Raw genomic sequence first — 23014 nt, 5'->3', positions numbered from 1 at the left:
GGATCTCTATCTTACTTATTTTTATGATGGCTCTTCAGTGAGTAACTGAGTTGCTTGAATTCCGTTTTCTTGTAAAAAGCCGAGAAGTTGTACTAGCGACTGAATATTCGCGGTTTTTTCTGCTCCAATTACAATCGGTTTATCGCTTGACTTACTCTCTTCTAACAGCGCGAGGGTAAAGTTGTCCCAATCGATATATGTCTTGCCGTTAATAGCCCAGTAAGGCTCGTCTTTAAGAATATTTACCGTGATGGATTGCTTATCGACATCTGCAACAGCCTGAGATTCTGTGCTCGGTAAATTGACGTCTAATGAATCGAGTTTGACCGCTGCGGTTAACATCAGGAAAACCATGACGATAAAAATAATGTCTAACAGCGGTGTTAAATCGGGGGTTAAACCGTTACGACTATTTTCTTGTGGTGTTTTAATCATTTAGTTGCTGCCTCAATCTTCTCAGAAGAGCGCAGTGTTACTTTTGAGTGGTCTGGCGAGACATGCTGTAACGAGATGCCTTCAAGCCATAAGTTGACGTAGTTTAAAGTGTGCTCAAGCTTGGCGATTACACGATCCGCCCACAAACCAATGATCTGCGCTCCTGAAATGGCAGGAAGTGCGATAATGAGACCCGCGGCAGTGGTGCGCATAGCAAGACCTAGGCCGTCAGCCAAATCATTCGGCGTGATATTCCCCGTTGAAACCGCGATGCCTTTAAACATGTCAATTAAGCCAAGTACCGTACCAAGCAAGCCAATTAAAGGACTGATGACACCAATCAGCGTCAGCAAACGAAGGCCGGAATGCAGCTGATGGCGTTTTTCTTGCAGCCAAATACCTGCGGCATCTTCTCTTAAAGATTTCGAGAAAGAATGATGAGCAAGCAACATCGCAACACCACGGTACAGAAGCGGCCGCTTATTCGACAACTCTTCAGCAAGTGCTTCAAGCTCGCTCCCATTTGTTGGGTCTAATCCTGTGAGCTTTTGGCGAATGGCTCGCTTTCCTACACCAAGGCTAATTAACACATGGAATAATCGCTCGGCGATGATCATCACGGTTAGAGCTGAGCAAATGATCAAAGGCCATGTCATCAGCCCAAATTGAGTTTGTAATTCTTGTAGTTGTTCCATTATCCATCCAACTTAAAACGAACAGGTACTTGTACTCGGTGAGCGACTTTTAGCCCACCTGAAATATGTGGTGTAAATTGCCACTGTTTGATCGCACGAAGTGCTGAGGCATCTAGCGACTCTGTGCCGGAAGACTCAATCAAAACCTGTTTAATCTGGTTACCATTCTCATCTAGCCATATCTCATACAAGGCTACACCTTCAATACCACGTCTTTGTGCAGACCTTGGGTAACGGGGTTGTGTTGGTTGACTCACAAACGTTGGTTTGTCGACCAAGACAGGCTGAGACGTTGCCCCTTTGGATTGGCTCGCAGGTGCGGATTGTTGAGCTACCGTCTCTTTCTTCACTGGTTCCGTTTTTTTCTTTGGTTTCGCTTCGGGCTGAACCTTTTGCTTTGTTACGGTTTTGGTGGGCTCGACCGCTTTAGGTTTAGATTGTTTAACCGGTTCAGGTTTTTTCTCTACTACCTTTTTCTTAACAGCGTCTTTCTTGACGACCTGTTTTTTTACAATCTTCTTTTCTGGTTCAGGTTGGTCTTGAGGCTGCTGCTGTTTTGGTGGTGCTACATTTTCTGGTGTAGATTTTTCGACAGCTGGAGGAGCAGACACAAGATTTAGACTTACCGAACTTGCTGGGTTTCCAGCCGGCATCGCGAACACCTTTGTCTCTTGAGAAACAAAAAGAAGTGCGGCATGGATGGCAAGGGAAGCACCTCCTGCAATGACATATCTTTGTACGTTCACGCAATATCTCGGGAAACTATGAAAACTTGGGCAGATTATTACTTACAATGGAAATAAGATCAATTATCAATTGCATTATCATTACGCTCAAATTATGATTCTTGCAGAATTTTCAAGATCAGCTTCCATCCCTTACATGATGGGAGTTAAGCGAGTATATATGAGCGTCGATATCGATAAGCTTGATGAATCAGTGTTGGGCAGTGATAGTCCTGATCCATTGCGATTTGCTTTTGTTAAGAAGCATTCTGCACATGCCGGGGGAGCGAGCGTACCTGTGCCCTCGTCTCAACAACAGGCGATTTTTTCGAGTATTACGGCTAACTCAATTAAAGCGACCAATAAGCGCTGTCTTTATATTCATGTTCCGTTTTGTCGCGTTCGTTGCACTTTTTGTAACTTCTTTCAAAATGCTGCAAGTCGCACACTGGTTGATGAGTACTTTGAAGCATTAATGCAGGAGCTTAGAGAGAAAGCGGCATTACCTTGGACACAAAATGGTATTTTTCACGCCGTATATATCGGGGGCGGAACGCCAACGGATTTATCTCCAATACAGGTTCGTGTGTTAGGCCAGGCTATCCGAGACCACTTTCCTTTGGCCGCAGACTGCGAAATCACCTTAGAAGGTCGCATCAATCGTTTTTCTGATGAGTTGTATCAAGGCGCTTTAGACGGTGGGTTTAATCGTTTCTCTTTTGGTGTGCAAAGTTTTAATACAAAAGTGCGCCGCAGCGCAAAACGTTTAGATGATAGAGAAGATGTCCTCAAACGGGTGAGCGAGATCGCCAAAGAAGACAAAATTCCGGTCATTATCGATTTACTCTATGGCTTACCTTATCAAACCAAAGAAGTGTTAGAGCAAGATTTAAATGATTTCCTCTCGACTGGCGCACACGGACTGGACTTGTATCAGTTAGTGGTTGGTGGGTCAGCTCCCATGCTCAACCTCGTAGAAAAGGGAAAAATCCCGCCACCTGCGACCACACCAGAAAAAGCGGGAATGTATGAGCTCGGTGTGAACTTTATGGCCAAACACCATATGAAGCAACTGAGTGTGAACCATTGGGCAATCGATAACCGCGAGCGTAGTTTATACAATAGTTTAGCCAAGACTTATGCAGAGGTATTGCCAATTGGCTGTGGTGCTGGAGGTAATATCGGTGGCTACGGGATGATGCAACACCGCACACTAGAGACCTATATTAAAGCGGTCAAAGAAGGTCAAAGCACCATCGCGATGATGATGAAGCAAAGCCCTCTAGAACCACTTTTTTCTGCACTCAAATCTGCGTTTGACCGTGGCATTGTTCAAGCAAATCAACTTCCATCATTTATGGGAGAGGACGCGTTCGGGTTTTTATTGCCTCTATTTAAAGTGTGGCAAGCGAAAGGCTTAGTACAACTACATGAACGTAGCGCAGTCCTTACTCTTGCAGGCAGCTTCTGGGCAGTGTCACTGGCTCAAAGTTGTATTCAGGTACTCACGTCAGAGATGCACGAAACCGTACCGAAAGCATCCAATAATTAATGAAAACAAATTGAACAAAAACGGAAGACACAATGGAATCAATCAAGCAACAAGTTGAAGTATTACTAGAGCAAGAACCACAATTATTGCCAGCTGCGATGGCAGAGCGTCTTGGCATTTCCGAGTTTGAGGTTGTTGCGGCTCTACCTCAGGAAATGGTGGCTATTGCACCAGGAGAGCAAGCGCAAAGCATCCTAGAAAGTTTGGTTGGTTTTGGCCCGGTGACGACCATCGTCCACTCTTTTGGTTCTATCTTTGAAGTTAAAGCGCCGTTTCCAAAAGGAAAAGTGGCGCGTGGCTATTACAATTTAATGGGTAGAGAAGGTGAACTGCACGGCCACCTTAAATTAGATAACGTTAAAAATGTCGCATTAGTCAGTAAACCGTTTATGGGTAGAGAGAGTCACTATTTTGGTTTTTTCTCAGAGTGCGGAAGCAATATTTTCAAGGTTTATTTAGGCCGTAACGAAAAGCGCGAGTTGATTGAAGAGCAAGTCACCGCATTTCGCGCCCTACAAGCCGAATTAAAAAAGTAATCACAAACATAATCGAGGCTTAACTCGAATACTAATTAGTAAAGTCAGGTATCAATATGGATCAACAAGTTAAACAAGAGCGTTTGCAAGGTCGTTTAGGGCCAGAGATCAAAGAGTTTCGTCAGGAGCGCCGTACACTTCAGCTTGCAACTATCGATGCAGAAGGTCGCCCGAATGTAAGCTACGCGCCTTATGTCCAAAACCAGGAAGGTTATTTCGTTCTCATTTCTAAAATCGCTCGTCATGCCCGTAACCTTTTAGAAAATCCAAATGTTTCATTGATGATGATCGAAGATGAAGAGTCTTCAAAGCAGCTGTTTGCTCGTAAGCGCTTAACTTTTGATGCGGTAGCAAATGTAGTTGAGCGAGACACAGAGATGTGGCAACAAGTTGTTGAACAAATGAAAGAGCGTTTTGGTGAGATTATTGATGGTCTAAGCCAGCTAGAGGATTTCGTTTTGTTCAACTTAAAGCCAGAATCGGGGCTATTTGTTAAAGGTTTTGGTCAGGCGTATCAAGTGTCTGGTGATGATTTAGTAGATTTTGTTCACCTTCAAGAAGGTCACAAGAAAGTCGAAAGTGCCTGATTGTAAACCGATCATATGAATGTCGATCATTTGGTATAATGAACGTTTAAAGGGAGTTAGGTTATACTGACTCCCTTTTTTATATTGGAACAAAAGCATGAAACCTGTAAGCAAGGAATTGAGCGAGATTTGCTATCCGTTTATTTACGAGGACAGTCCGGTTTGTGACTTTGAAATTACAGCAGATGAACTTTGTAGTCGTATTGGCCTTGTTCTCGCTATGGAGTTGGACGAGTTTAGCCGCGATATACTGACAAGAATGCAGCCTAATGTTTATCATCTAAATGGTTCGGTTCGCGGAAAATTAGCGATTACAGAGACGGAAGTTGAAGAGTTAAAGGCCGATTACGCTTTGCTCAAGCAACGTATTGATGGCGGCTTCAAAGGCTTTGTTCTACCCGGAGGGCACCCGGCAGCCAGTCAATTGCATTTGTGCCGTTGCCAAGCTAAAAAAACGGTACGAGCATTAGTTGCCGTTGAACATACAGGTAAGAAGCAGCCCGCACCTATTTTGTTTCGTTACGCGAACTTATTAGCGAATGTACTTTACAGCCTAGCTTCTTATATTAATCATGCTCACCAAGTCAAAGAGACGGAATTCGTTTCTCGTAGTTACGCGATGCCAAAGAAGTGAGCTGAGAAATTAGCGGATGTGAGCATCAGGGATAGGACAAGCACTGCATTATATTCTCAAATCAAGTCGTCCAATAAGAGTTAAGAAGTCATAGCTTTGGCTTCTAGCTCTTTTGCTCCGCGAAGCATCGCTTCGATTAGTTCTCCTGCATTGAATTTCTCAAGTGCCTCATGCGCGCCAACTTGGTGAGCTCTGTCTACACAGATTTCGCTCGATAACGATGTGTGTAAAATGCGGTATGAATGGTTCAGAGAGGAATTATTCTGAACTTCAAATGCTAATTCATAACCGTCTAATCCGGGCATTTCAATATCGCTGACCAGAATATCAATTGGGCGATGAGCCGCAGCGTCACTTTTCATCAGTTCCAATGCATCTAAACCATTTTTACAGATTTGATACCCAATATTGATGCTATCGAGTGCGTCACATAGCTGTTTACGAGCGATGGAAGAGTCATCCACCAATAGAATACTGAGTGCTTTTAGGCGTTCTCGCTCAATATCTGTCAGCATTGGGATCTTTGAATTCTCGTACTGCGGATAAATTTTGGAAAGTAGCAGTTCCACATCCAGCATTTGAACCGTTTTATCCTCGTAGCGAGTAATTCCAGTCACGAAAATATTTTTTCCAGCGCTCGGAGGTGGCGTTTCAATAGCTTTCCAATCGCACTCAATGATCTTCTCTATACTACGAACCATAAAAGCAACCACGGTTCGCAAGCAATCTGTCACGATCAAGTAGCAGCTTTTATATTCTTCTTCACTTATAGGACGAAAGCCAACAGCCGCTGACATATCGATCACTGGTACTGTTAAGTTACGTATCGTAACGGTTCCAATGACGTGATGATGCGAGTAAGGGATCTTTGTCGTTGGCATGTACGGGACGATTTCACGGACTTTTAGCGTACCGATAGCGAAACTCTGTTGCAGGGTGAGCTTAAACATCAACATGCCCTGAGATTGATTCGCTTTGCTAACGACTTTTGCCATGAAAATAACCTGATAAATACCACCGAATTGTGTCTAATCTAATCTTATCAGACGAAGGCTTCAACCATCGGAGAGACAAATGTGAGCTTTTTAGACAATCTTTTAGAGAATAGTGATTAACTGAGCAAAACTTGTTTGTATTTTAAACTCATTATGTAGACGATTTTATATTCCTCGTGTATTGGGGCCTTTACCGCTGAGCTATTATTAAGAAATGTTTGGTCTGTTAAAAAGGATTGGGTACACTTGCGCGACCAGAATAGTGAGAGATAGAACAATGGCAAATACAGCAGCCGCATTACATATTCTTGTGAAGCACAAAGAGCAAGCGGAAGACATAATCAAGCAACTGAAAAAAGGCGCAAAGTTTCAGACATTAGCGAAGAAGTATTCAACTTGCCCGTCAGGCAAACGCGGTGGTGACCTTGGTGAATTCCGCCGTGGTCAAATGGTACCTCAATTCGACAAAGTGTGCTTTTCTGGCGAAGTGTTAACGCCGCATCTAGTTAAAACCAAGTTCGGTTGGCATGTTGTAAAGGTGCTTTACAGAACATAAGGCTTGGTATCGACCTAAACATTGTCAGATGAAACCCACAAGCATTAAATATCATCTGTACGGTCTCTTTTCACCAATCACTACCGTTATGACATGGCAGATACATTCTGATCTGCCATGCTCCACCAAACGCCAATCTTTCCAAACTAGAAACTCATTTATATGCAGTTAACTTGGCTTTTCTCATAAGTCGTTATTCTATTTCAAGCTTTGATATGAGGATACGTTTGCCGGTTGTATCAATTATCAATGCTATTCCTTGCTGGCGAACTTTGGTTCATGTTCGGGCGCCATTCGCATATGATAGCGACCTTATAAAAATTAATCCTGTTCATAATTTAAGATGTCCCTGACTCATAAAGACTATTTTAAAATCGCATTTCCTTTCATCGTTTCTACTGTTACCCAACCATTATTGGGGGCGGTGGACACCGCGGTGATCGGTAAACTCGGTGTGGCTGAGATGATTGGTGGTGTAGCGATCGGCACCGTTATCATGAATACCTTGTATTGGCTGTTTGGCTTCTTCCGCGTCAGTACTACCGGGCAAAGTGCAATCGCATTAGGTAAAAATAGCCCAGAGGATCAAGCGAGTAGCTTATTGCGTCCTTTCGTGCTTTCGCTCTGCCTTGGCTTGATTTTCATTGCGTTGCAGTCCGTGATTTGGATGGGGGCAGAGCTGATTATCTCCCCTGATGCAGTCGTGGCCGAAAACGCTAAGACTTACTTCGATATCATGATCTTTGGTGCGCCGTTTGTACTGCTGAACTACACCGTGATTGGTTGGTTGATGGGGCAGGCGAAAGCCAAAGAAACCTTGTTCACGCAAGTGTTTGGTAATGTTCTGAACATCGTGCTGGATATCGTATTTGTGTTGTACTTTGATATGGGCATTGCTGGTGTTGCGGTGGCGACACTTATCGCGCAAATCTCGACGTTTGTTATTGGTGCGGTGCTGGTGTTGAAAACCTGTCGCTTCCCGCTGTTTGATCACATTCAGACCGCAAAAATGACGCGTAAAGATCTCAAAGTCATTGCGTCTTCCAATATGGATCTGCTGCTTCGTACTGTGTGTCTATTGGTGTTCTTCAACATGATGGCGCGTGTAGGCTCTCAGCTTGGTTCTGATGTGCTTGCTGCGAACGCAATCATGATGCAAGTGACCTTTATCGTCAGCTACATGTTCGACGGTGTAGCGAACGCGTCGAGCGTCTTTGCAGGTAAAGCGGTAGGCCAGAAGAATACGACATTGCTTGATAACGTGATTAAGCTAAACACGCAATGGACCGCGGCGTTCGTTGTTGTCTTGACCTTGCTGTTAGTGCTGTTCAAACACCAAGTGGTGATGTTGTTTACCACCTTGCCAAACCTTGTTGAACTGTATCTAGACATGAGCCCTTGGTTATTGGCATTCCCGTTGGTTGCTGGTTTTGGTCTTACGTTTTACGGCATCTTTACCGGTACAGGGACGACGCGACCAGTGCGTAACTCTACCTTTCTAACCATGGTGTTGTTCTTAGTGACTCAATTTATTGCGGTGCAATATTGGGGCAACCACGGTTTATGGCTGGCATTCACTCTGTTCTACGTTGGGCGCTTTGTCTTCTTGTTCCCATACCTCGAACAAGTCAAACAAAAGTGTCAGTAATTCACACTGTCACAAACGACCTAATTTAGATGTTCTTATAACAAGGGTGGAGCCATCTGCCCTTGTTGATAAATCTGAAAAAGGTGATGAAATAACCCCTCCGACTGGTTTCCTTGCTTTAACCCGCATGATATTATTTGTGATGTTATATTATTACATTTAGTTTGATGCAGTGATTTCTCAACCAGTACTCTCCGTTAATAATCTCAGCCTTACAGACTCAGAGCGCACACTCTTCAAAGACATTTCTTTTGAGCTGTTTCAAGGTGAAGTTCTTGCCATTATGGGACCTTCCGGCATTGGTAAATCCATGTTGTCGAAAGCCGTCGCAGGTTTTTTGCCGTTAGATATTTGGGTAGACGGAAGTATCCAGCTTAACAGCAGTGAGGTAGCACAAACTGCCATGCTGCAACGGAGTCAATCTCAGCGTCCTGCGGTCATTTTCCAAGATGCACTTAAAGCACTGAATCCATTGGCCTCTGTCGAGCAACAACTGTGTTTGGCATTGACGGGCAACAAAACACGTTTGTCTTCAGCAAACCGAGAAACGGTGACGACCTTGCTGTCTCAACTCGGATTTGCGGCTCCAAAAGCAGCATTGGCGCAGCATCCAAGTCAGCTATCTGGTGGTCAGCGCCAGCGTATTTGTATTGCCATTGCATTGCTTGGTAGTGCCAACTTGATCATCGCTGATGAGCCCACCAGTGCGCTCGATCCAATCACCGAAGCGGAGATCCTTGAGTTGTTCCGCAGCAGTGTTCAGCAACGCAACATCAGTGGTTTGTTGATCACGCACGATCTATCTGCGGCTTTGGCGTGTGACAAAGTCTTGGTGATAGCGGACAACACCATGGTGGCTTATGGCGCACCATGGCAAGCCATTCAGCAAAGTTCGCATCCTTTCTGCCAACAACTTGCGCAACTGCTGCCTTAACCTCATCTCTGGAGCCTATTTTGACTAAGCACAACTTGAGCGGGCACACGCAGCCTAAATCGGCGGAAGTTCGCTTTGAGCAAGCCAGTGTTCACTATTACTCCAAACCAAGTTGGTTAGGGGGCAAACCGTTCAAAGCGCTCGAACAATTGGATCTTGCCATCGACACAAAGAACATTGCGATTGTTGGTCCTTCTGGCGCGGGTAAATCGACTTTGATTGAGCTTCTGTTTGGTCTTCGTAAACCCACATCTGGTGAAGTGTATGTGTGTGGTTATCCGTTATCGCGTAGCTCGGCTAAGCAGCGACAAGAGTTGTGTCAGCACATTCAGCTGATCCCACAAGAGCCGCAATCGAGCTTGAATCCGTACTACACCGTTCGCCAGATCTTACTGGAGCCGCTAAGCAATATTGGCTTGACGCAAGAGCTCAATGAGAAGGTGGAAAAGGTCTTGGCGGATGTCGGTTTGGATCTCACATTGCAGGATCGTAACCCGCAGCAGTTATCGGTTGGGCAAGCGCAACGTGTGGCTATCGCCAGAGCTTTAATTGTTGAGCCTTGCGTGTTGGTTGCCGATGAGCCAACCAGCAGCCTAGATCCCGTCAGTCGTAAACAGATTCTCGACTTGTTGGCAGGCATTCAAAAGAGTCGTCAGATGCGCCTGATTTTGGTGACACACGACCTCGATGCGGCACAAACCCTATGCGATGAAATCCTGGTGTTAGACAAAGGACGCGTTGTCGAGCACGGAACGGCACAAAACGTGACAAATAACCCATCACACTTGATCACGAGAGCCTTGATGAGCGCTCAACACAAAAGTAATGAATTCACAAAAACCATTGGAGAGGTTTCTTATGCACCTTAGTACTCCCAAGTTAGCTTTGTCGCTGGCTTTAAGCGCACTGTTGACGGGTTGTTTTGACTCTGGCGAAAGCAAGCCAGAAGCGGAAAAAGCAGCTGCACCGCAAGCAACGGAAATTCGCGTTGCCATGATGCAACCACCACGCACAGGTTTGTCGCCACTTTCAGATGACGCGTTCAAACTGTCACGTTGGAGCACGGCAGAAACGCTGGTGAACCTAAACGATCAGTCGGTAGCAGAGCCTATGCTGGCAACAGAGTGGGAACAAGTTGACCCGATGACGTGGCAATTTACGGTACGTAAGGGCGTGAAATTCCACGATGGTTCTGACCTTGATGCCAATGCGGTTGTGAACTCTCTACAAACAGCATTAGATGCCGCACCTAAGCCACGTATTTTGGATGGTATCGAATGGCAAGTTCGCGCACTGGACGACTTCACTGTTGAAATCAAAACGACCTTTAACGATCCATTGTTGCCAAGCCGTCTATCTAGCCCACAGTTAGCGATCCTTTCGGGTGCTGCATATCAAGAAAACGGTCGTGTTGTGCCAATCAATGCGGGTACGGGTCCATTCGTTCTGACAGAAATCAACGGGACAACCAGCGCGAAACTGAAACGTTTTGACGGTTACTGGGGTGAAAAAGCGAAAGTAGACAGCATCTTCGCTGAATACGTACCAAACGGTTTTGCTCGTGCTGCTGCACTGCGTACCGGTGAGGCGGATGTAGTCGAAGCCGTTCCTGTATCGCAAATCGAGATGATGGAATCTTCACAGCTGCACGAAGTCGCAATGCCACGTACCAACACGCTTTACCTAAACAATAAATCAGATGTGTTTAGCCAGTTTGGTTTGCGTAAAGCAGCGGCTCAAGCGGTTAACCGTGAGCAAATCATCAAAACGGTTTACGAGAACCACGCCGATTCAGCAAAAGGTCTGTTAGGTCCTGCATTGGCATGGGCTCAACCAATTCGTGATGCGAACCCTCGTATGGAAACCATGGAAATGCGCCACGCGAACGGTGAGAAGATCACCATCGGTACATTTACCGACCGTGCTGAGTTGCCAGAAGTAGCGGTGCTGCTAAAGCAACAACTTGAAGCGGCTGGCTTTGTGGTTGAACTAGACGTTCGTGAATACGCACAAATCGAAAACGATGCACTAGCAGGTAAGTTCGATGCGTTCTTGTTGTCACGTGCAACGGTGCTGGATTCTGGTGACCCAGTGGCGTACATGCAAAGTGACTTTAGCTGTAAAGGTTCTTACAACCTAGGTCAGTTCTGCTCTGAAGAGGTGGACGCAGCATTGAAACATGCTGATCGTCAGCCGTTGGGTGAGAAACGCCAACAAGCGATCATCGAAGCAGAAAGCAAAATCCTTGAGCAATACGCTGTGATTCCACTGCTTCACGAGCGTGTAATCCAAGGTGAGAGTGACCGCGTGAAGAACGCACAACGTGACCCACGTGAGCGTCGCCTGATCGACCAGTTTACTGAGGTGAACTAACTCGATGTCGTCTGTTGCCAACATGCGTTCTCGTTGGAGCGCTTGTATGCCTGAATGGTTTACGCGTTTTTTGTCGCGCTTCCTGTCACTCGGGGTAGTGGTTGTGCTGGTGGGTTTGATGCCGGATATTGCCGGTATCGACCCAAGCCAATCAATCCTCCGTGCTCGTGCGGGTGCTCAACAATTGCTGACGGCAGAAGCTCTGCAAGCAATTCGAGAAGATCTTCAACTTGACCGCAGCGCTGCTGAGCGATTGTGGGATTGGTTGACGCTTGCCATGCAAGGTGACTTAGGTGTCTCTTGGGTGAGTGGCGCATCCGTGATGGAGAGCGTTCAACAAACCGCAAAAACGTCGCTATTACTGATGCTTACAGCGCTAGGCATGGCATTTGTAATGTGCATGGCGAGCGTACTTTACACTGTGCGTCGTTGGCAACAGAATCGTTTAGACAAGCATCATGACACGCTCAGTTCGGTGTTGGTCTCATTGCCTGAATACGTGATTGCTTCATTGCTGATCATGGTGTTTTCCATTTGGTTGGGTTGGTTCCCGCCTTATGGTTGGCAAGGCGTACAAAACCTCTGGCTACCAAGTTTGGCAATGGCATTGCCTGCGGCTGGCTTGTTCGGGCGCTTGCTCAATGACAGCCTCAAGCGAGTATTAGATGAGCCTTGGGTGATCACTTGGCTATCGGCGAACGTCAGTAAGTTTCAAATCTTACGCTTTGCCTTGTGGCGCGCCGTTAGTAACTTGATTCCTCAAATCGCAATGACGGTGATTGGTTTGACCGGCGGCGCGGTTGCTGTGGAGCAAGTGTTCTCCATTCCGGGTATCGGACGACTAATCTTAGGCGCAGCGAAATCACAAGATCTGCCGATGCTGCAAGGTGGTTTGTTGGTGTTGCTGGTGTTCTCGATGTTGATCAGCAGTGCGAGCATCTTATTGCAACGCTGGTTACTCGGGCACAGTGTCACAAGTGGTAAGTTGATCAGCAGTCACAGTACGTTCCGTTTTACCCAAAGCACCACCAAACGTATCGTCAGTGCCACAATCTTTACCTTGCTGATTGGTTGTGCAGGATGGGCGTTAATGCGCGATCCTTACACTATCCAATTTACCCGCCTTGAATCGCCAAGCTTAACAGCACCGTTTGGTGCTGATGCGGTCGGGCGAGATCTGCTTGCTCGCGTTGGCGGCGGTATGATGTCGACAATCAAAATGGGCATCATCGCAACGTTCCTAAGTTTAGTGATTGGTTTACTGCTCGGCTTCGTGACTCGTTATAGCCAAGGCTTAATTGAGCTCACCAAAGGTGTGCCATACATTGTGGCGGGTCTGTTGATTGCTGGTCTAACGGGGATGAACCCAAACAGTGCCTTGATTGCTATTGTTATGGTGTCATGGGCACCATTAGCAGCGCACTGTTCAAGTTTGTTGATGGAAGCCAAAGCGCAGCCTTACACGCATCTTGCGCCTATTTGGGGAGCTAGTCAGTGGCGAGTACTCCGTTACTACTTGTTGCCTTATGTGCTGCCGCCATTGATTCGTCACGCGTTTCTGCGTTTGCCATACATTACGCTCAGCCTGACGTCTCTGAGTTTTATCGGACTTGGCGTTAAGCCGCCTGAACCTGAGTGGGGTTTATTGATTGCAGAGAATCTGCCTTACATTGAGCGCTCGCCATTAGGTGTCTTACTACCAATCTCAGGCTTGGTTTTGATGGCAATTGCGGTGAATTTGATTTTTGATGACAAGTGACGAGCAGCGATAAAGCGAAGTGAGCTTCCATATCCCAGATGTAATCAGTAATTTGGTAATTTAGAAAACAAAAGGATGTGTTTTCTGCCAGAAAGTACACAGCACGGTCTATGTATATTGGAAGCACCTATAAATTAACGAGTATAAAAGTTACGCGAACTCAGATGTTTAGGTAGTGTTACTCTTTATACACACGTAATCCTTTATCCGTTAATTCTTGAGTGACCACTTCGGATAGGTTTCGATCGGTAATAATTCCGTCCAATTGCTCGATGTCTAATGCATGAAAGCTCGCTATCTGACCGTATTTAGTTGAGTCTGAGATCAGATAATTGGTTTGTGCCGCCTTGATGATTGCTTTTTTAACGAGAACTTTATTTTCATTAGGTGTTGATAAGCCTTTCAAGCTCCAAGATGAAGTCGAAATAAAGGCGATATCAATATTTAGCCCATTCAAGAACTCTGCGACTTTTCCTCCAATGGTGGATTGGTTCTCGCGGTCAATTTTTCCCCCAGTGTGGTAAAGCTCACATTCACTGTGCGTCATAAGGAAAGCAGCAATAGAGAAGTCATTGGTGATCACTAAAAGATCATTACGATTTGCTATTTGATGGGCGATTTCTAGAGAGGTTGTTCCCGCATCCAAGTAAATCGTAGCGTCTTGACCAATTAACGTAGCCGCCAGCTTACCAATTTGAATTTTTTCATCCGCTTGTTGCTCGACCTTCGCATCATGGGAAAGTTCGGAATGTAGAGCTTGAGCGAGTTGCACTCCACCAGAAACAGAAACGACTTTACCTGAGGATTCAAGCTTCACGATATCACGACGAATGGTCATATGTGATACGCCAAGGTGGTCGGTTAAATCTGAAATGCTTAACACTTCTTGATGTGATAACAGGGATAATATGGTTCTTTGACGTTCTGCTGGGATCATAGTTTCACTTCTATATTCTTGTTTTTCAGTATCCTACCAATCTTTTCATTTGTTGTGAATATCTGTGAATTATGTTCTCAACGTTGTAAGAACAGCCTTCGCTTGTGTTAACTGCTCGGAATATCTCTGCCCATAAAGAGGTATATATCACGACATTGTTAATTTGTGTGAAAAAATGTGATTCAAAGCGAGGTCTTAGTATTAATCTTCACATATAATCACATCAACCAAACAAGAATTAACAAAGTTTAATAGACCAGAAGGCATTGTTTTTATGAGTGAAGTTCAATCTGTAGGTGTTATCGGTTTAGGCTCTATGGGAATGGGCGCCGCAAAGTCATGTGTGCGTGCAGGCCTAGATGTCTATGGTTTCGATTTAAATTCTCAAGCGCTTGAAGAGTTAGGTTCATTCGGTGCAAAAGCTGTTTCTACAAATGCAGTTGAGTTTGCAGATAAGCTTGATTCGGTTCTAGTTCTTGTTGTGAACGCAGCTCAAGTTAACACGGTCTTGTTCAAAACCGGTCTTGCTACAGCGCTTAAGCCGAATACGCCAGTAATGGTTTCAGCAACCATCTCAGCAGAAGACGCAAAACAAATTGAAGCGAAATTGGCAGAACACAATCTTGTGATGCTTGATGCACCGGTATCTGGTGGTGCTGCAAAAGCAGAATTAGGTGAGATGACTATTATGGCGTCGGGAGCGCAAAGCACATTTGATGCACTTGAACCAGTACTCAACGCAACGGCAGCTAAAGTCTACAACATCGGTGAAGCGATTGGCCTAGGCGCAACTGTGAAGATTATCCACCAATTGCTAGCAGGTGTTCATATCGCAGCTGGTGCTGAAGCAATGGCATTAGCGGCACGTGCAAACATTCCTCTTGACCTGATGTACGACGTGGTGACGAATGCAGCGGGTAACTCTTGGATGTTTGAGAACCGCATGAAGCATGTGGTTGATGGTGATTACTCCCCTAAATCTATGGTCGACATCTTTGTGAAAGATTTAAACCTCGTATCGGACACAGCAAAAGATCTCAAATTTCCACTTCCTCTATCAAGCACAGCACTAAACATGTTTTTGAGTGCAAGCAATGCTGGTTTTGGCCAGGAGGACGACAGTGCCGTTATCAAGATTTTTGATGGTATTGAGCTTCCAGGTGTAGAAAACAAACAGAAATAAGCGCACGTAAAACGGAGAAAAAATGATGTTATTAGGCGTTATCGCAGACGACTTTACTGGCGCAACAGACATCGCAGGTTTTCTTGTAGAAAACGGCATGCGCACAGTTCAGCTTAACGGTATTCCAAAAGAAGAGATTGATGTAAACGCAGATGCGGTCGTGATCAGTCTTAAATCTCGCTCTTGTCCTGTAGATGAGGCAATCGAGGATTCAGTAGCAGCGCTTAAGTGGCTGCAAGCAAATGGCTGTCAGCAGTTTTACTTCAAGTACTGCTCAACGTTTGACAGCACAGCAGAAGGTAACATTGGTCCTGTAACGGATGCACTGCTTGCAGAGCTAGGTGAAGCGTTCACCATTGTATGCCCATCATTACCAGTGAATGGTCGCACAGTTTACAACGGCCATCTATTTGTATTCCAAGACTTGCTAAGCGACTCAGGTATGCGTAATCACCCTGTGACACCAATGACTGATTCAAGCCTAGTTCGTATGATGGATGCTCAATCTCAAGGCAAATCTGGCCTGGTGAACTTCCAAATAATTGAACAAGGTCCAAAAGCGGTAATTGGGCGCTTTGAAGAGCTAAAAGTACAAGGCAACCGCTATGCAGTGGTTGATGCATTCAATGCAGAGCATCTTGTCACACTTGGTCAAGCGGCGAAGTCTCTAAAACTGGTAACTGGTGGTTCTGGTTTGGCTGCGGGTATTGCTAAGAACTGGATAGAGAACCTTGAAGATCAAAGTGATGCGAAGCAAGAGGGGAACCCTAAAAAGGCACCAACCGTTGTGTTATCTGGATCTTGTTCTGTCATGACCAACCAACAGGTCGCTGTTTACAAAGAAAAAGCGCCACACTTTGCTATTGATGTGAAGGCGTGTTTGACGGAAGAAGATTACTCAAATCAAGTGTTTGATTGGGTCATGACCAACATCGAAAGCGAGTTCGCACCACTGGTTTACGCAACCGCAGATGCAGCGGCGTTAAAAGCGATTCAACAAGAGTTTGGCGCGCATGCTTCAAGTCACGCGGTTGAACAGTTCTTTAGCCAACTTGCAGTTAAACTTCAGCAGCACGGTGTGAAAAATTTCATCGTTGCGGGTGGGGAAACCTCAGGGGTTGTAACCCAAAGCCTAGCCGTAAAAGGTTTTCATATCGGTCCTCAAATCGCACCAGGTGTACCTTGGGTGAAGTCACTTGAAGGCGAGCTTTCTTTGGCTCTGAAATCGGGCAACTTCGGCGATGAACACTTCTTTGCCAAAGCACAGTCGTTTTTTGAATAGGTGACGTTGTGATGAATAAAGAATTGATGACAGAACAACAACTGCGAGAGCAAATGGTCACTATGGCTCTCTCTATGTTTGAACGTGGCTATGCGACTGGCGGCGCTGGCAACCTTTCTCTAAAACTGCCTAATGGACACTTTCTGGCAACGCCAACTGGTTCTTCGTTCGGCCGCTTGATTGCTGAAGAGCTTTCGGTTGTGGATATTGATGGCAACCATATCTCTGGTGAAAAGCCATCAAAAGAAGTGGCTTTTCATCTGGCGATTTATCGAAATAACTCAAAGTGTAATGCGATTGTGCATCTACATTCTACTTACTTGACGGCGCTTTCTTGTCTTGAAGGTTTAGATCGCGAGAATGCCATCAAAGCTTTCACACCTTACTTTGTAATGCGCATTGGCGAACTGCCAGTGATTCCGTACCTGCGCCCGGGCGACCCTCAGATTGCTGAAGAACTTGCGCAGCGGGCTAGTGACTACCGAGCTTTCCTCCTGGCGAACCATGGTCCAGTGATCACGGGTACGGACTTTGAAGATGCAGTGGATAACGCAGAAGAGCTAGAAGAGACAGCGAAGCTAGCGTTCATTCTTAAAGATAGCAACATCCGCTACTTAACGGATACTGAGATTCAAGACCTAAAAGGGAGAGGTAAGTAATGGCTAAATTCGCGGCAAATCTGACAATGTTATTCGCAGAAGTTCCTTTTCTAGATCGTTTCGAAAAAGCACACCAAGCGGGCTTCAAAGCGGTGGAATACCTTTTCCCATACGCATTCGAAGCGCAAGAACTAGCAAGCAAGATACAGCAGTTTGGTTTTGAGCAAGCGTTATTCAACATGCCTCCAGGTGATTGGGATGCAGGTGAACGAGGTTTTGCAGCTATTCCGGGGCGTGAGGATGAATTTAAAACGAGCGTCGAGACTGCGTTGATGTACGCCAAGGCACTGAACTGTAAAAAGGTTCACGCTATGTCTGGCATTGTTGATTCACGCTTCACTCGTGATCAGCATATTGAAACCTTTATCTCAAACATTCGTTATGCAGCGGATAAGTTTGCCGAACATGGTGTTGAGCTGATGATTGAGCCACTCAACAATCGCGATGTACCGAACTACTTTGTTGCACATCAACGTGAAGCGGTTGAACTCATCAAACAAGTGGCTCGTCCAAACGTGAAATTGCAGCTCGATCTCTATCACGCACAAATTATGGACGGTGATCTGAGTACGTTGATTCGCGATGTGGCGCCATACACAGGCCATATTCAAATTGCTTCTGTGCCTGAAAGGCACGAACCATCGGAAGGCGAACTGAATTACCCACACCTATTCAATGTTTTGGATGACTCTGGTTACCAAGGCTGGATCGGTTGTGAATACAACCCAAGGCATAGCACGCAGCTGGGCCTTAGTTGGGTTAAACCATACCTATAACAATTTTAATTTCTATCCATAAATAACTTGAAACTAATTACAAAAACAAAGGGTCGTGACTATGAATATTATCATAACTGGAGGGGCGGGTTTTCTCGGAACCCTACTTGCCAAATCACTACTAAAAGAAAACAAAGCTGAAAGTATTACTATTGTCGACATTCAAAAGTCGCGCTTAGAGGGCATTGATGACCGAGTCGTTTCTTTAGTCATGGATATGACAAAACGAGAAAATATAGACCAAGTTATTACTGCCGAAACGACACACATTTTTCATTTAGCGGCAATTGTATCGAGCCATGCTGAGCAAGATTTTGATTTAGGCGTAGCTGTAAATCTGACGACCACACAGTTATTGCTTGAGCGTTGCCGTAAAGTAAACCCTAATATTCGTTTTACGTTTGCTTCATCTTTAGCTGTATTTGGTGGTGATCTTCCGGAAACGATTACACCAATAACAGCACTTCATCCTCAGTCATCCTACGGGACGCAAAAAGCTATAGGTGAGTTATTGGTGAACGACTATGCCCGTAAAGGCTTTGTTAAAGCTGTATCCGTACGTTTACCGACTATTTGTATTCGCCCTGGGAAACCAAACCTTGCCGCTAGCTCTTTCGTAAGCGGAATTATTCGTGAGCCTTTGAATGCTCAAGAATCAAATTGTCCTGTAGACCCTACGCTAAAACTTTGGATATCGAGCCCGTCTAGAGTAGTGGACAATATTCAATATGCAGGGCTAATGCCTTATGAGCAGTTAAATAATCTGTCCTATAGAACGCTTAATTTACCTGGTATTCAAACTACACCAGCTGAGATGATTCAAACAATGGACACTCTAATGGGTAAACAACTTTCTAATTATATTACCTATGAGCATGATGCGGGCATTGATCGTATTGTGAGTAGTTGGCCACAAAAAATTGATTGTACTAAAGAACTGGAGCTTGGATTTAAAGCAGACAGTAATTTCAAGGATGTATTACAACAATTTATTTCTGTTAACAATATGGAGATTGTCTAATGTTACCAACCTCAGTAATTGGACTAATAGTAGCCGTATCAGTCCTTGTTTTTCTTGTATTACGTACAAAAGTACATGTGTTAATTGCGATGTTAATTGCGGCATGTATCGCAGGTATTATTGGTGGGTTAAGTGTTGACGACACGATTGCGACCGTTAGCAAAGGATTTGGTGGAACATTAGGCGGTATAGGGATTGTCATCGGTCTCGGCGTTATGATGGGGGCTATTTTAGAGGCTTCTGGAGCAGGAGAAAGTATTGCCTATAATTTTATAAAGTGGTTAGGAAAAAAGAAAGAAGAGGCCGCTCTTGCTGTAACTGGCTATATTGTTAGCATCCCAATCTTTGTGGATAGCGCGCTTATCATTCTTTATCCAATTGCGAAGTCTTTGTCAAAAACGTCCAATCGCTCGATTTTAACGCTTACGGTTGCTCTGGCGGGCGGCTTGGTCGTAGCGCATCACGCTATTCCGCCGACTCCAGGGCCTTTGGGCGTTGCTGGTATCTTTGGTGTCGATCTTGCCAGCATGTTAGGTTTTGGTTTGATGATCGCAGCGCCTTGTGTCATGGGTATTGTTTGGTATGCAAGATGGTTAGAAAAGCAGTTTCCTGAATTCATTCCAACCGAACATTTCTCGAAGTCTAGTGAGCAACTGATTAATGATCACAAAGAGTACATTGCAAGTAAAGAAGCGAAAGACCTACCATCTTTAAGTAAATCTATCGCTCCAATTATTATCCCTATTTTACTTATACTTGCGAAATCAGTGATGGGTTTATTAGAGGGTACTTTCGGTTTCGAAGGGCTGACAGCAACAACATTTGGTCAATTTATCGCTTTTATCGGCAGCCCTACAATTGCACTATCAATAGCGACGTTATTAGCGGTTTACACATTGGGTAATAACCTTACCAAAGAAGAAGCGAATGAAAAGATGGAACAAGGAATCTCCACTTGTGGCATCATTTTGTTAGTAACAGGAGCTGGTGGCGCGTTAGGTGCCGTATTGCGTGAAACGGGTGCGGGCGCAGAGATTGCCAACCAAGTTGCAGGGCTTCCTATTTCTGCGGTTATGATTCCATTTATTATTGCGACGTTAGTTCGTATTATTCAGGGCTCTGGTACAGTCTCCATGATAACCGCTGCTTCTATATCTGCCCCAGTTTTAGTGAATATTCCTGACGTTAACCTTTTATTCGCAGCGACGGCAGCTACGATGGGATCTCTATTTGCTGGCTACTTTAATGACTCGCTATTCCATATTGTTAATCGATTAATGGGGGTTACTGAGGTTAAGAAACAACTCATTATTTGGACTATTCCAACAACAATTGCTTGGGCTATTGGTGGTTCATTAGTCATGATTCTTAACTTATTCTTCGGATCTCATGGTTCAATCTTTGATCCTGTGTTACCACTTGCTGTACTTTTGGGGTGTGTTGCATTTACAAAATCTTACAGCGCTAAGCACGTCGAATTACAAGAGGTATAAAGGTTTACTTGTACTCTTCCATAAAGTAAAAACCTATCACAATATGTATTTTTATCAGATAGTTTAGAGTTTTTAATAATATGAACGGCCCTATGTTTGGGCCGTTTTAGTTCTTATAAATAAACTATTTAAATTGAACCGATATAGGTTCCGTTTTCAACTTAATCAATATGAAATGGAATTGTTATTTCCCGCTTAGTAAGAGATTACCTATAAAGGTTCTATTCGAGTTTAACTCTAGTGATTTTACTCTAGCGAAGTAGGGTTACTTTATATAAGAGTCCAGTACTTTTAATACGACTTCCATATCTTTTTCACGTTGAGTTTTGTCTTCCTCAAGTACGACGTGTTCAAGTAAGTGACCTTTAATTACTTCTCGCATCAAACCATTTACTGCTCCCCGAATAGCGGCAATCTGCTGCAACACATCTTGGCATTCATGCTCTTCTTCCAGCATTTTTTTAAGTCCATTCACCTGACCCTGTATTTTACTGACTCGAGTGTTGAGCTTCTTTTGATCTCTGGTTGTATGCGACATGTCTTATCTTCTTTAAGTTACGGGCCGAGTTATTCTAACTGATAATGTAGCACTCAATTTATACTGGGGGGTAGTATTTAATACTGGGGGGGAGTATAGTTTGCGATAAATTAGAATCAACAACAGAGAACAACAATGGATTTTGTCGCGTTACTACAACAAGGTAATGGGTGGTTCTTTATTCCCAGTGCCATTTTGCTTGGCGCCTTGCATGGTTTAGAACCTGGGCACTCTAAAACGATGATGGCGGCGTTCATTGTCGCGGTGAAAGGAACGGTCAAACAAGCCGTGATGCTGGGTTTAGCTGCCACACTTTCTCACACTATAATTGTATGGTTAATCGCTGTTGGCGGGATGTATATTAGCCAGAAATTCACCGCTGAAGCGGCTGAACCATGGATGCAACTTATCTCTGGGGTCATTATCGTGACAACCGGCGTATGGATGTTTTGGCGGACATGGAGCGATGAGCGAGCTTGGAACAAAGCTCAGGATCATGCTCGCGACTGGACGACTCAAGTTGTGGATACAGGACATGGGCATGTTTCGCTTTCGATTACACAGGAAGGGGAGCATCACCGTTTCCAATTGCGAACACTCAGCGGTAAACCTTTAACTGCTGAAGGTATCAAGGTTTCGGTATCGAGTGATGGTTATCAACCTGCTGATATCTATCACTTTATAGAGCGTGATGGATACTTGGAATCGGCGTCTTGCATTGAAGTCTCTAATGGACTTTCTGTCACTTTGATCATCGGGCACCATGATCATACCCATGACTTTGATGTACATTTCCGTTCTGGTTCTCATTTAGAAAGCGAAGATAAGGAATATCAAGATGCTCACGAACGCGCTCACGCTTTAGACATTCAAAAACGCTTTGAGAATCGAGACGTGACGAATGGGCAAATTCTGCTGTTTGGATTAACGGGCGGTTTGATTCCATGCCCTGCTGCGGTAACGGTTTTGCTTATCTGTTTGCAGCTTAAGGCAATGACTCTTGGTGCGACTTTAGTTGTGTCATTCAGTATTGGCTTAGCCTTGACTCTGGTTGCTGTTGGCGTTGTGGCAGCAGTGGGCGTGCAAAAAGCGACATCTAAATGGAGCGGTTTGAATGATGTTGCACGTCGAGCTCCTTACTTATCGGGCGTCTTGATCAGTGCAGTTGGTTTATACATGGGTATGCATGGATACATATCGCTGACGAGTTAAACTCTATGATAAAGACTCTTTTCCTTTCTTTTTGTATGGGTAATGGCTTCATGCCTTGGTTTGCATGTTTTGCTGCCGATTCTTGATTGAGAATCACTCGATCCGACATCGCTGCCATATCTACAAACCAAGTCATTCTCGCTTCACCAAGCATCTCGGATTACAACCGCTGCAATTGTGGCTCTAATATCTGAACCTGAGATACTAAATGATAAAACGGGAGCACTGACCACAGCGCTCCCGACGGCAAAACGCTAATTAGAACTCTTTTCTTTAATGTTCGATACCAATTTGGTCGCATAGTTAAATTTAACTATGCAAACGTTTCCTTTTGCGTACTCGTCCCTTCGCCAAACCTCGTAGAAATGTGACGTTTTGAAGACTTTTTTTCCTTCTGTCTAAAGTAATCGGGAACCAAGCAGATACATAGTTATAAAGTTATGTCTTGCTCTGCCAAACAGACCCAAAATGCAGTTTGGTTGGT

Annotated in this window: 23 protein-coding genes; 17 read left to right on the top strand and 6 right to left on the bottom strand. The window is 44.8% G+C overall.

Going from position 1 to position 23014, the window contains the following annotated elements; genetic code table 11:
• Positions 1 to 21 precede the first annotated feature (21 nt).
• Genes R7Q46_RS02380 through R7Q46_RS02370 form a run of 3 tightly spaced genes read right to left on the bottom strand, consistent with a single transcriptional unit; the run spans position 22 to position 1876 of the window.
• On the bottom strand, positions 22 to 435 hold the full coding sequence (locus R7Q46_RS02380) for an ExbD/TolR family protein (RefSeq protein ID WP_005375322.1): 414 nt from the start codon (positions 433 to 435) through the stop codon (positions 22 to 24).
• A complete protein-coding gene (locus tag R7Q46_RS02375) occupies positions 432 to 1130 on the bottom strand; it encodes a MotA/TolQ/ExbB proton channel family protein (protein ID WP_005375324.1) in 699 nt (232 codons plus the stop codon). Before R7Q46_RS02375 ends, R7Q46_RS02380 begins: the two co-directional genes overlap by 4 nt.
• Entirely contained in the window at positions 1130 to 1876 is a 747-nt protein-coding gene (locus tag R7Q46_RS02370) for an energy transducer TonB (RefSeq protein WP_318077267.1), read from the bottom strand. Before R7Q46_RS02370 ends, R7Q46_RS02375 begins: the two co-directional genes overlap by 1 nt.
• A 160-nt stretch (positions 1877 to 2036) precedes the next feature.
• Between R7Q46_RS02370 and hutW the strand changes: the two genes are divergently transcribed.
• The 4 genes from hutW to R7Q46_RS02350 all read left to right on the top strand — a co-directional run bounded on the left by hutW (position 2037) and on the right by R7Q46_RS02350 (position 5164).
• A complete protein-coding gene (gene hutW, locus R7Q46_RS02365) occupies positions 2037 to 3407 on the top strand; it encodes a heme anaerobic degradation radical SAM methyltransferase ChuW/HutW (protein WP_318077266.1) in 1371 nt (456 codons plus the stop codon).
• Positions 3408 to 3439: 32 nt separating this feature from the next.
• Positions 3440 to 3943, top strand: a complete 504-nt coding sequence (hutX, locus tag R7Q46_RS02360) for a heme utilization cystosolic carrier protein HutX (protein ID WP_005385051.1) — start codon at positions 3440 to 3442, stop codon at positions 3941 to 3943.
• Between the two features lie 56 nt (positions 3944 to 3999).
• On the top strand, positions 4000 to 4530 hold the full coding sequence (gene hutZ, locus R7Q46_RS02355; protein ID WP_222716848.1) for a heme utilization protein HutZ: 531 nt from the start codon (positions 4000 to 4002) through the stop codon (positions 4528 to 4530).
• Between the two features lie 97 nt (positions 4531 to 4627).
• Entirely contained in the window at positions 4628 to 5164 is a 537-nt protein-coding gene (locus R7Q46_RS02350; protein WP_005375333.1) for an ATP:cob(I)alamin adenosyltransferase, read from the top strand.
• A gap of 80 nt (positions 5165 to 5244) precedes the next feature.
• Here R7Q46_RS02350 and R7Q46_RS02345 read toward each other — a convergent pair whose 3' ends face one another.
• On the bottom strand, positions 5245 to 6159 hold the full coding sequence (locus R7Q46_RS02345; RefSeq protein WP_005385059.1) for a chemotaxis protein: 915 nt from the start codon (positions 6157 to 6159) through the stop codon (positions 5245 to 5247).
• 214 nt (positions 6160 to 6373) lie between these two features.
• Here R7Q46_RS02345 and ppiC point away from each other — a divergent pair, with 214 nt between their 5' ends.
• The 6 genes from ppiC (at position 6374) to R7Q46_RS02315 (ending at position 13429) form a co-directional block, all read left to right on the top strand.
• Positions 6374 to 6715 carry a peptidylprolyl isomerase PpiC gene (gene ppiC, locus R7Q46_RS02340; RefSeq protein ID WP_081007916.1) on the top strand — a complete coding sequence of 114 codons (342 nt, stop codon included), beginning with the start codon at positions 6374 to 6376 and terminating at the stop codon, positions 6713 to 6715.
• A gap of 343 nt (positions 6716 to 7058) precedes the next feature.
• Positions 7059 to 8363, top strand: coding sequence for an MATE family efflux transporter (locus R7Q46_RS02335; protein ID WP_042521555.1), 1305 nt, complete (start codon positions 7059 to 7061; stop codon positions 8361 to 8363).
• Positions 8364 to 8535: 172 nt separating this feature from the next.
• Entirely contained in the window at positions 8536 to 9297 is a 762-nt protein-coding gene (locus R7Q46_RS02330; RefSeq protein WP_213871224.1) for an ATP-binding cassette domain-containing protein, read from the top strand.
• Between the two features lie 20 nt (positions 9298 to 9317).
• Entirely contained in the window at positions 9318 to 10166 is an 849-nt protein-coding gene (locus R7Q46_RS02325) for an ABC transporter ATP-binding protein (protein WP_042521553.1), read from the top strand.
• Positions 10156 to 11670: an ABC transporter substrate-binding protein gene (locus R7Q46_RS02320; protein ID WP_318077265.1), complete on the top strand. Its 1515-nt coding sequence runs from the start codon at positions 10156 to 10158 to the stop codon at positions 11668 to 11670. Before R7Q46_RS02325 ends, R7Q46_RS02320 begins: the two co-directional genes overlap by 11 nt.
• Positions 11671 to 11674: 4 nt before the next feature.
• A complete protein-coding gene (locus R7Q46_RS02315; RefSeq protein ID WP_372434508.1) occupies positions 11675 to 13429 on the top strand; it encodes an ABC transporter permease subunit in 1755 nt (584 codons plus the stop codon).
• A 178-nt stretch (positions 13430 to 13607) separates the two neighbouring features.
• On the opposite strand, the gene R7Q46_RS02310 is transcribed toward R7Q46_RS02315, so the two are convergent.
• On the bottom strand, positions 13608 to 14366 hold the full coding sequence (locus R7Q46_RS02310; protein WP_005375354.1) for a DeoR/GlpR family DNA-binding transcription regulator: 759 nt from the start codon (positions 14364 to 14366) through the stop codon (positions 13608 to 13610).
• Between the two features lie 274 nt (positions 14367 to 14640).
• On the opposite strand from R7Q46_RS02310, the gene ltnD reads away from it, so the two are divergent.
• From ltnD to R7Q46_RS02280, 6 genes are all read left to right on the top strand, one after another.
• Complete coding sequence (ltnD, locus tag R7Q46_RS02305) at positions 14641 to 15549, top strand: L-threonate dehydrogenase (protein ID WP_005375356.1); 909 nt, start codon at positions 14641 to 14643, stop codon at positions 15547 to 15549.
• Positions 15550 to 15574: 25 nt separating this feature from the next.
• Positions 15575 to 16831, top strand: coding sequence for a 3-oxo-tetronate kinase (gene otnK / locus R7Q46_RS02300; RefSeq protein WP_318077299.1), 1257 nt, complete (start codon positions 15575 to 15577; stop codon positions 16829 to 16831).
• Positions 16832 to 16842: 11 nt separating this feature from the next.
• Positions 16843 to 17490: an aldolase gene (locus tag R7Q46_RS02295; RefSeq protein WP_170890010.1), complete on the top strand. Its 648-nt coding sequence runs from the start codon at positions 16843 to 16845 to the stop codon at positions 17488 to 17490.
• Entirely contained in the window at positions 17490 to 18266 is a 777-nt protein-coding gene (gene otnI / locus R7Q46_RS02290; RefSeq protein WP_238975516.1) for a 2-oxo-tetronate isomerase, read from the top strand. Before R7Q46_RS02295 ends, otnI begins: the two co-directional genes overlap by 1 nt.
• A gap of 61 nt (positions 18267 to 18327) precedes the next feature.
• Entirely contained in the window at positions 18328 to 19287 is a 960-nt protein-coding gene (gene denD / locus R7Q46_RS02285) for a D-erythronate dehydrogenase (protein ID WP_017635260.1), read from the top strand.
• Positions 19287 to 20780: a GntP family permease gene (locus R7Q46_RS02280; protein ID WP_005375369.1), complete on the top strand. Its 1494-nt coding sequence runs from the start codon at positions 19287 to 19289 to the stop codon at positions 20778 to 20780. The genes denD and R7Q46_RS02280 overlap by 1 nt, the downstream gene beginning before the upstream one ends.
• A gap of 265 nt (positions 20781 to 21045) precedes the next feature.
• Here R7Q46_RS02280 and rcnR read toward each other — a convergent pair whose 3' ends face one another.
• Entirely contained in the window at positions 21046 to 21318 is a 273-nt protein-coding gene (gene rcnR, locus R7Q46_RS02275; protein ID WP_005375370.1) for a Ni(II)/Co(II)-binding transcriptional repressor RcnR, read from the bottom strand.
• 135 nt (positions 21319 to 21453) lie between these two features.
• On the opposite strand from rcnR, the gene R7Q46_RS02270 reads away from it, so the two are divergent.
• Positions 21454 to 22530, top strand: coding sequence for a nickel/cobalt efflux protein RcnA (locus R7Q46_RS02270; protein WP_171344147.1), 1077 nt, complete (start codon positions 21454 to 21456; stop codon positions 22528 to 22530).
• Positions 22531 to 23014: the final 484 nt, after the last annotated feature.

The organism is Vibrio sp. 811, assembly GCF_033339195.1.
The sequence above is the reverse complement of the archived record's forward strand: the minus strand, read 5'-3'. Positions and strand labels throughout refer to the sequence as shown.

Coding starts and splice junctions, on each gene's coding strand:
- R7Q46_RS02380 (WP_005375322.1), bottom strand. CDS start 435: ATGATTAAAACACCACAAGAAAATAGTCGTAACGGTTTAACCCCCGAT.
- R7Q46_RS02375 (WP_005375324.1), bottom strand. CDS start 1,130: ATGGAACAACTACAAGAATTACAAACTCAATTTGGGCTGATGACATGG.
- hutW (WP_318077266.1), top strand. CDS start 2,037: ATGAGCGTCGATATCGATAAGCTTGATGAATCAGTGTTGGGCAGTGAT.
- hutX (WP_005385051.1), top strand. CDS start 3,440: ATGGAATCAATCAAGCAACAAGTTGAAGTATTACTAGAGCAAGAACCA.
- hutZ (WP_222716848.1), top strand. CDS start 4,000: ATGGATCAACAAGTTAAACAAGAGCGTTTGCAAGGTCGTTTAGGGCCA.
- R7Q46_RS02350 (WP_005375333.1), top strand. CDS start 4,628: ATGAAACCTGTAAGCAAGGAATTGAGCGAGATTTGCTATCCGTTTATT.
- R7Q46_RS02345 (WP_005385059.1), bottom strand. CDS start 6,159: ATGGCAAAAGTCGTTAGCAAAGCGAATCAATCTCAGGGCATGTTGATG.
- ppiC (WP_081007916.1), top strand. CDS start 6,374: ATGTTTGGTCTGTTAAAAAGGATTGGGTACACTTGCGCGACCAGAATA.
- R7Q46_RS02335 (WP_042521555.1), top strand. CDS start 7,059: ATGTCCCTGACTCATAAAGACTATTTTAAAATCGCATTTCCTTTCATC.
- R7Q46_RS02320 (WP_318077265.1), top strand. CDS start 10,156: ATGCACCTTAGTACTCCCAAGTTAGCTTTGTCGCTGGCTTTAAGCGCA.
- R7Q46_RS02315 (WP_372434508.1), top strand. CDS start 11,675: ATGTCGTCTGTTGCCAACATGCGTTCTCGTTGGAGCGCTTGTATGCCT.
- R7Q46_RS02310 (WP_005375354.1), bottom strand. CDS start 14,366: ATGATCCCAGCAGAACGTCAAAGAACCATATTATCCCTGTTATCACAT.
- ltnD (WP_005375356.1), top strand. CDS start 14,641: ATGAGTGAAGTTCAATCTGTAGGTGTTATCGGTTTAGGCTCTATGGGA.
- otnK (WP_318077299.1), top strand. CDS start 15,575: ATGTTATTAGGCGTTATCGCAGACGACTTTACTGGCGCAACAGACATC.
- R7Q46_RS02295 (WP_170890010.1), top strand. CDS start 16,843: ATGAATAAAGAATTGATGACAGAACAACAACTGCGAGAGCAAATGGTC.
- otnI (WP_238975516.1), top strand. CDS start 17,490: ATGGCTAAATTCGCGGCAAATCTGACAATGTTATTCGCAGAAGTTCCT.
- denD (WP_017635260.1), top strand. CDS start 18,328: ATGAATATTATCATAACTGGAGGGGCGGGTTTTCTCGGAACCCTACTT.
- R7Q46_RS02280 (WP_005375369.1), top strand. CDS start 19,287: ATGTTACCAACCTCAGTAATTGGACTAATAGTAGCCGTATCAGTCCTT.
- rcnR (WP_005375370.1), bottom strand. CDS start 21,318: ATGTCGCATACAACCAGAGATCAAAAGAAGCTCAACACTCGAGTCAGT.
- R7Q46_RS02270 (WP_171344147.1), top strand. CDS start 21,454: ATGGATTTTGTCGCGTTACTACAACAAGGTAATGGGTGGTTCTTTATT.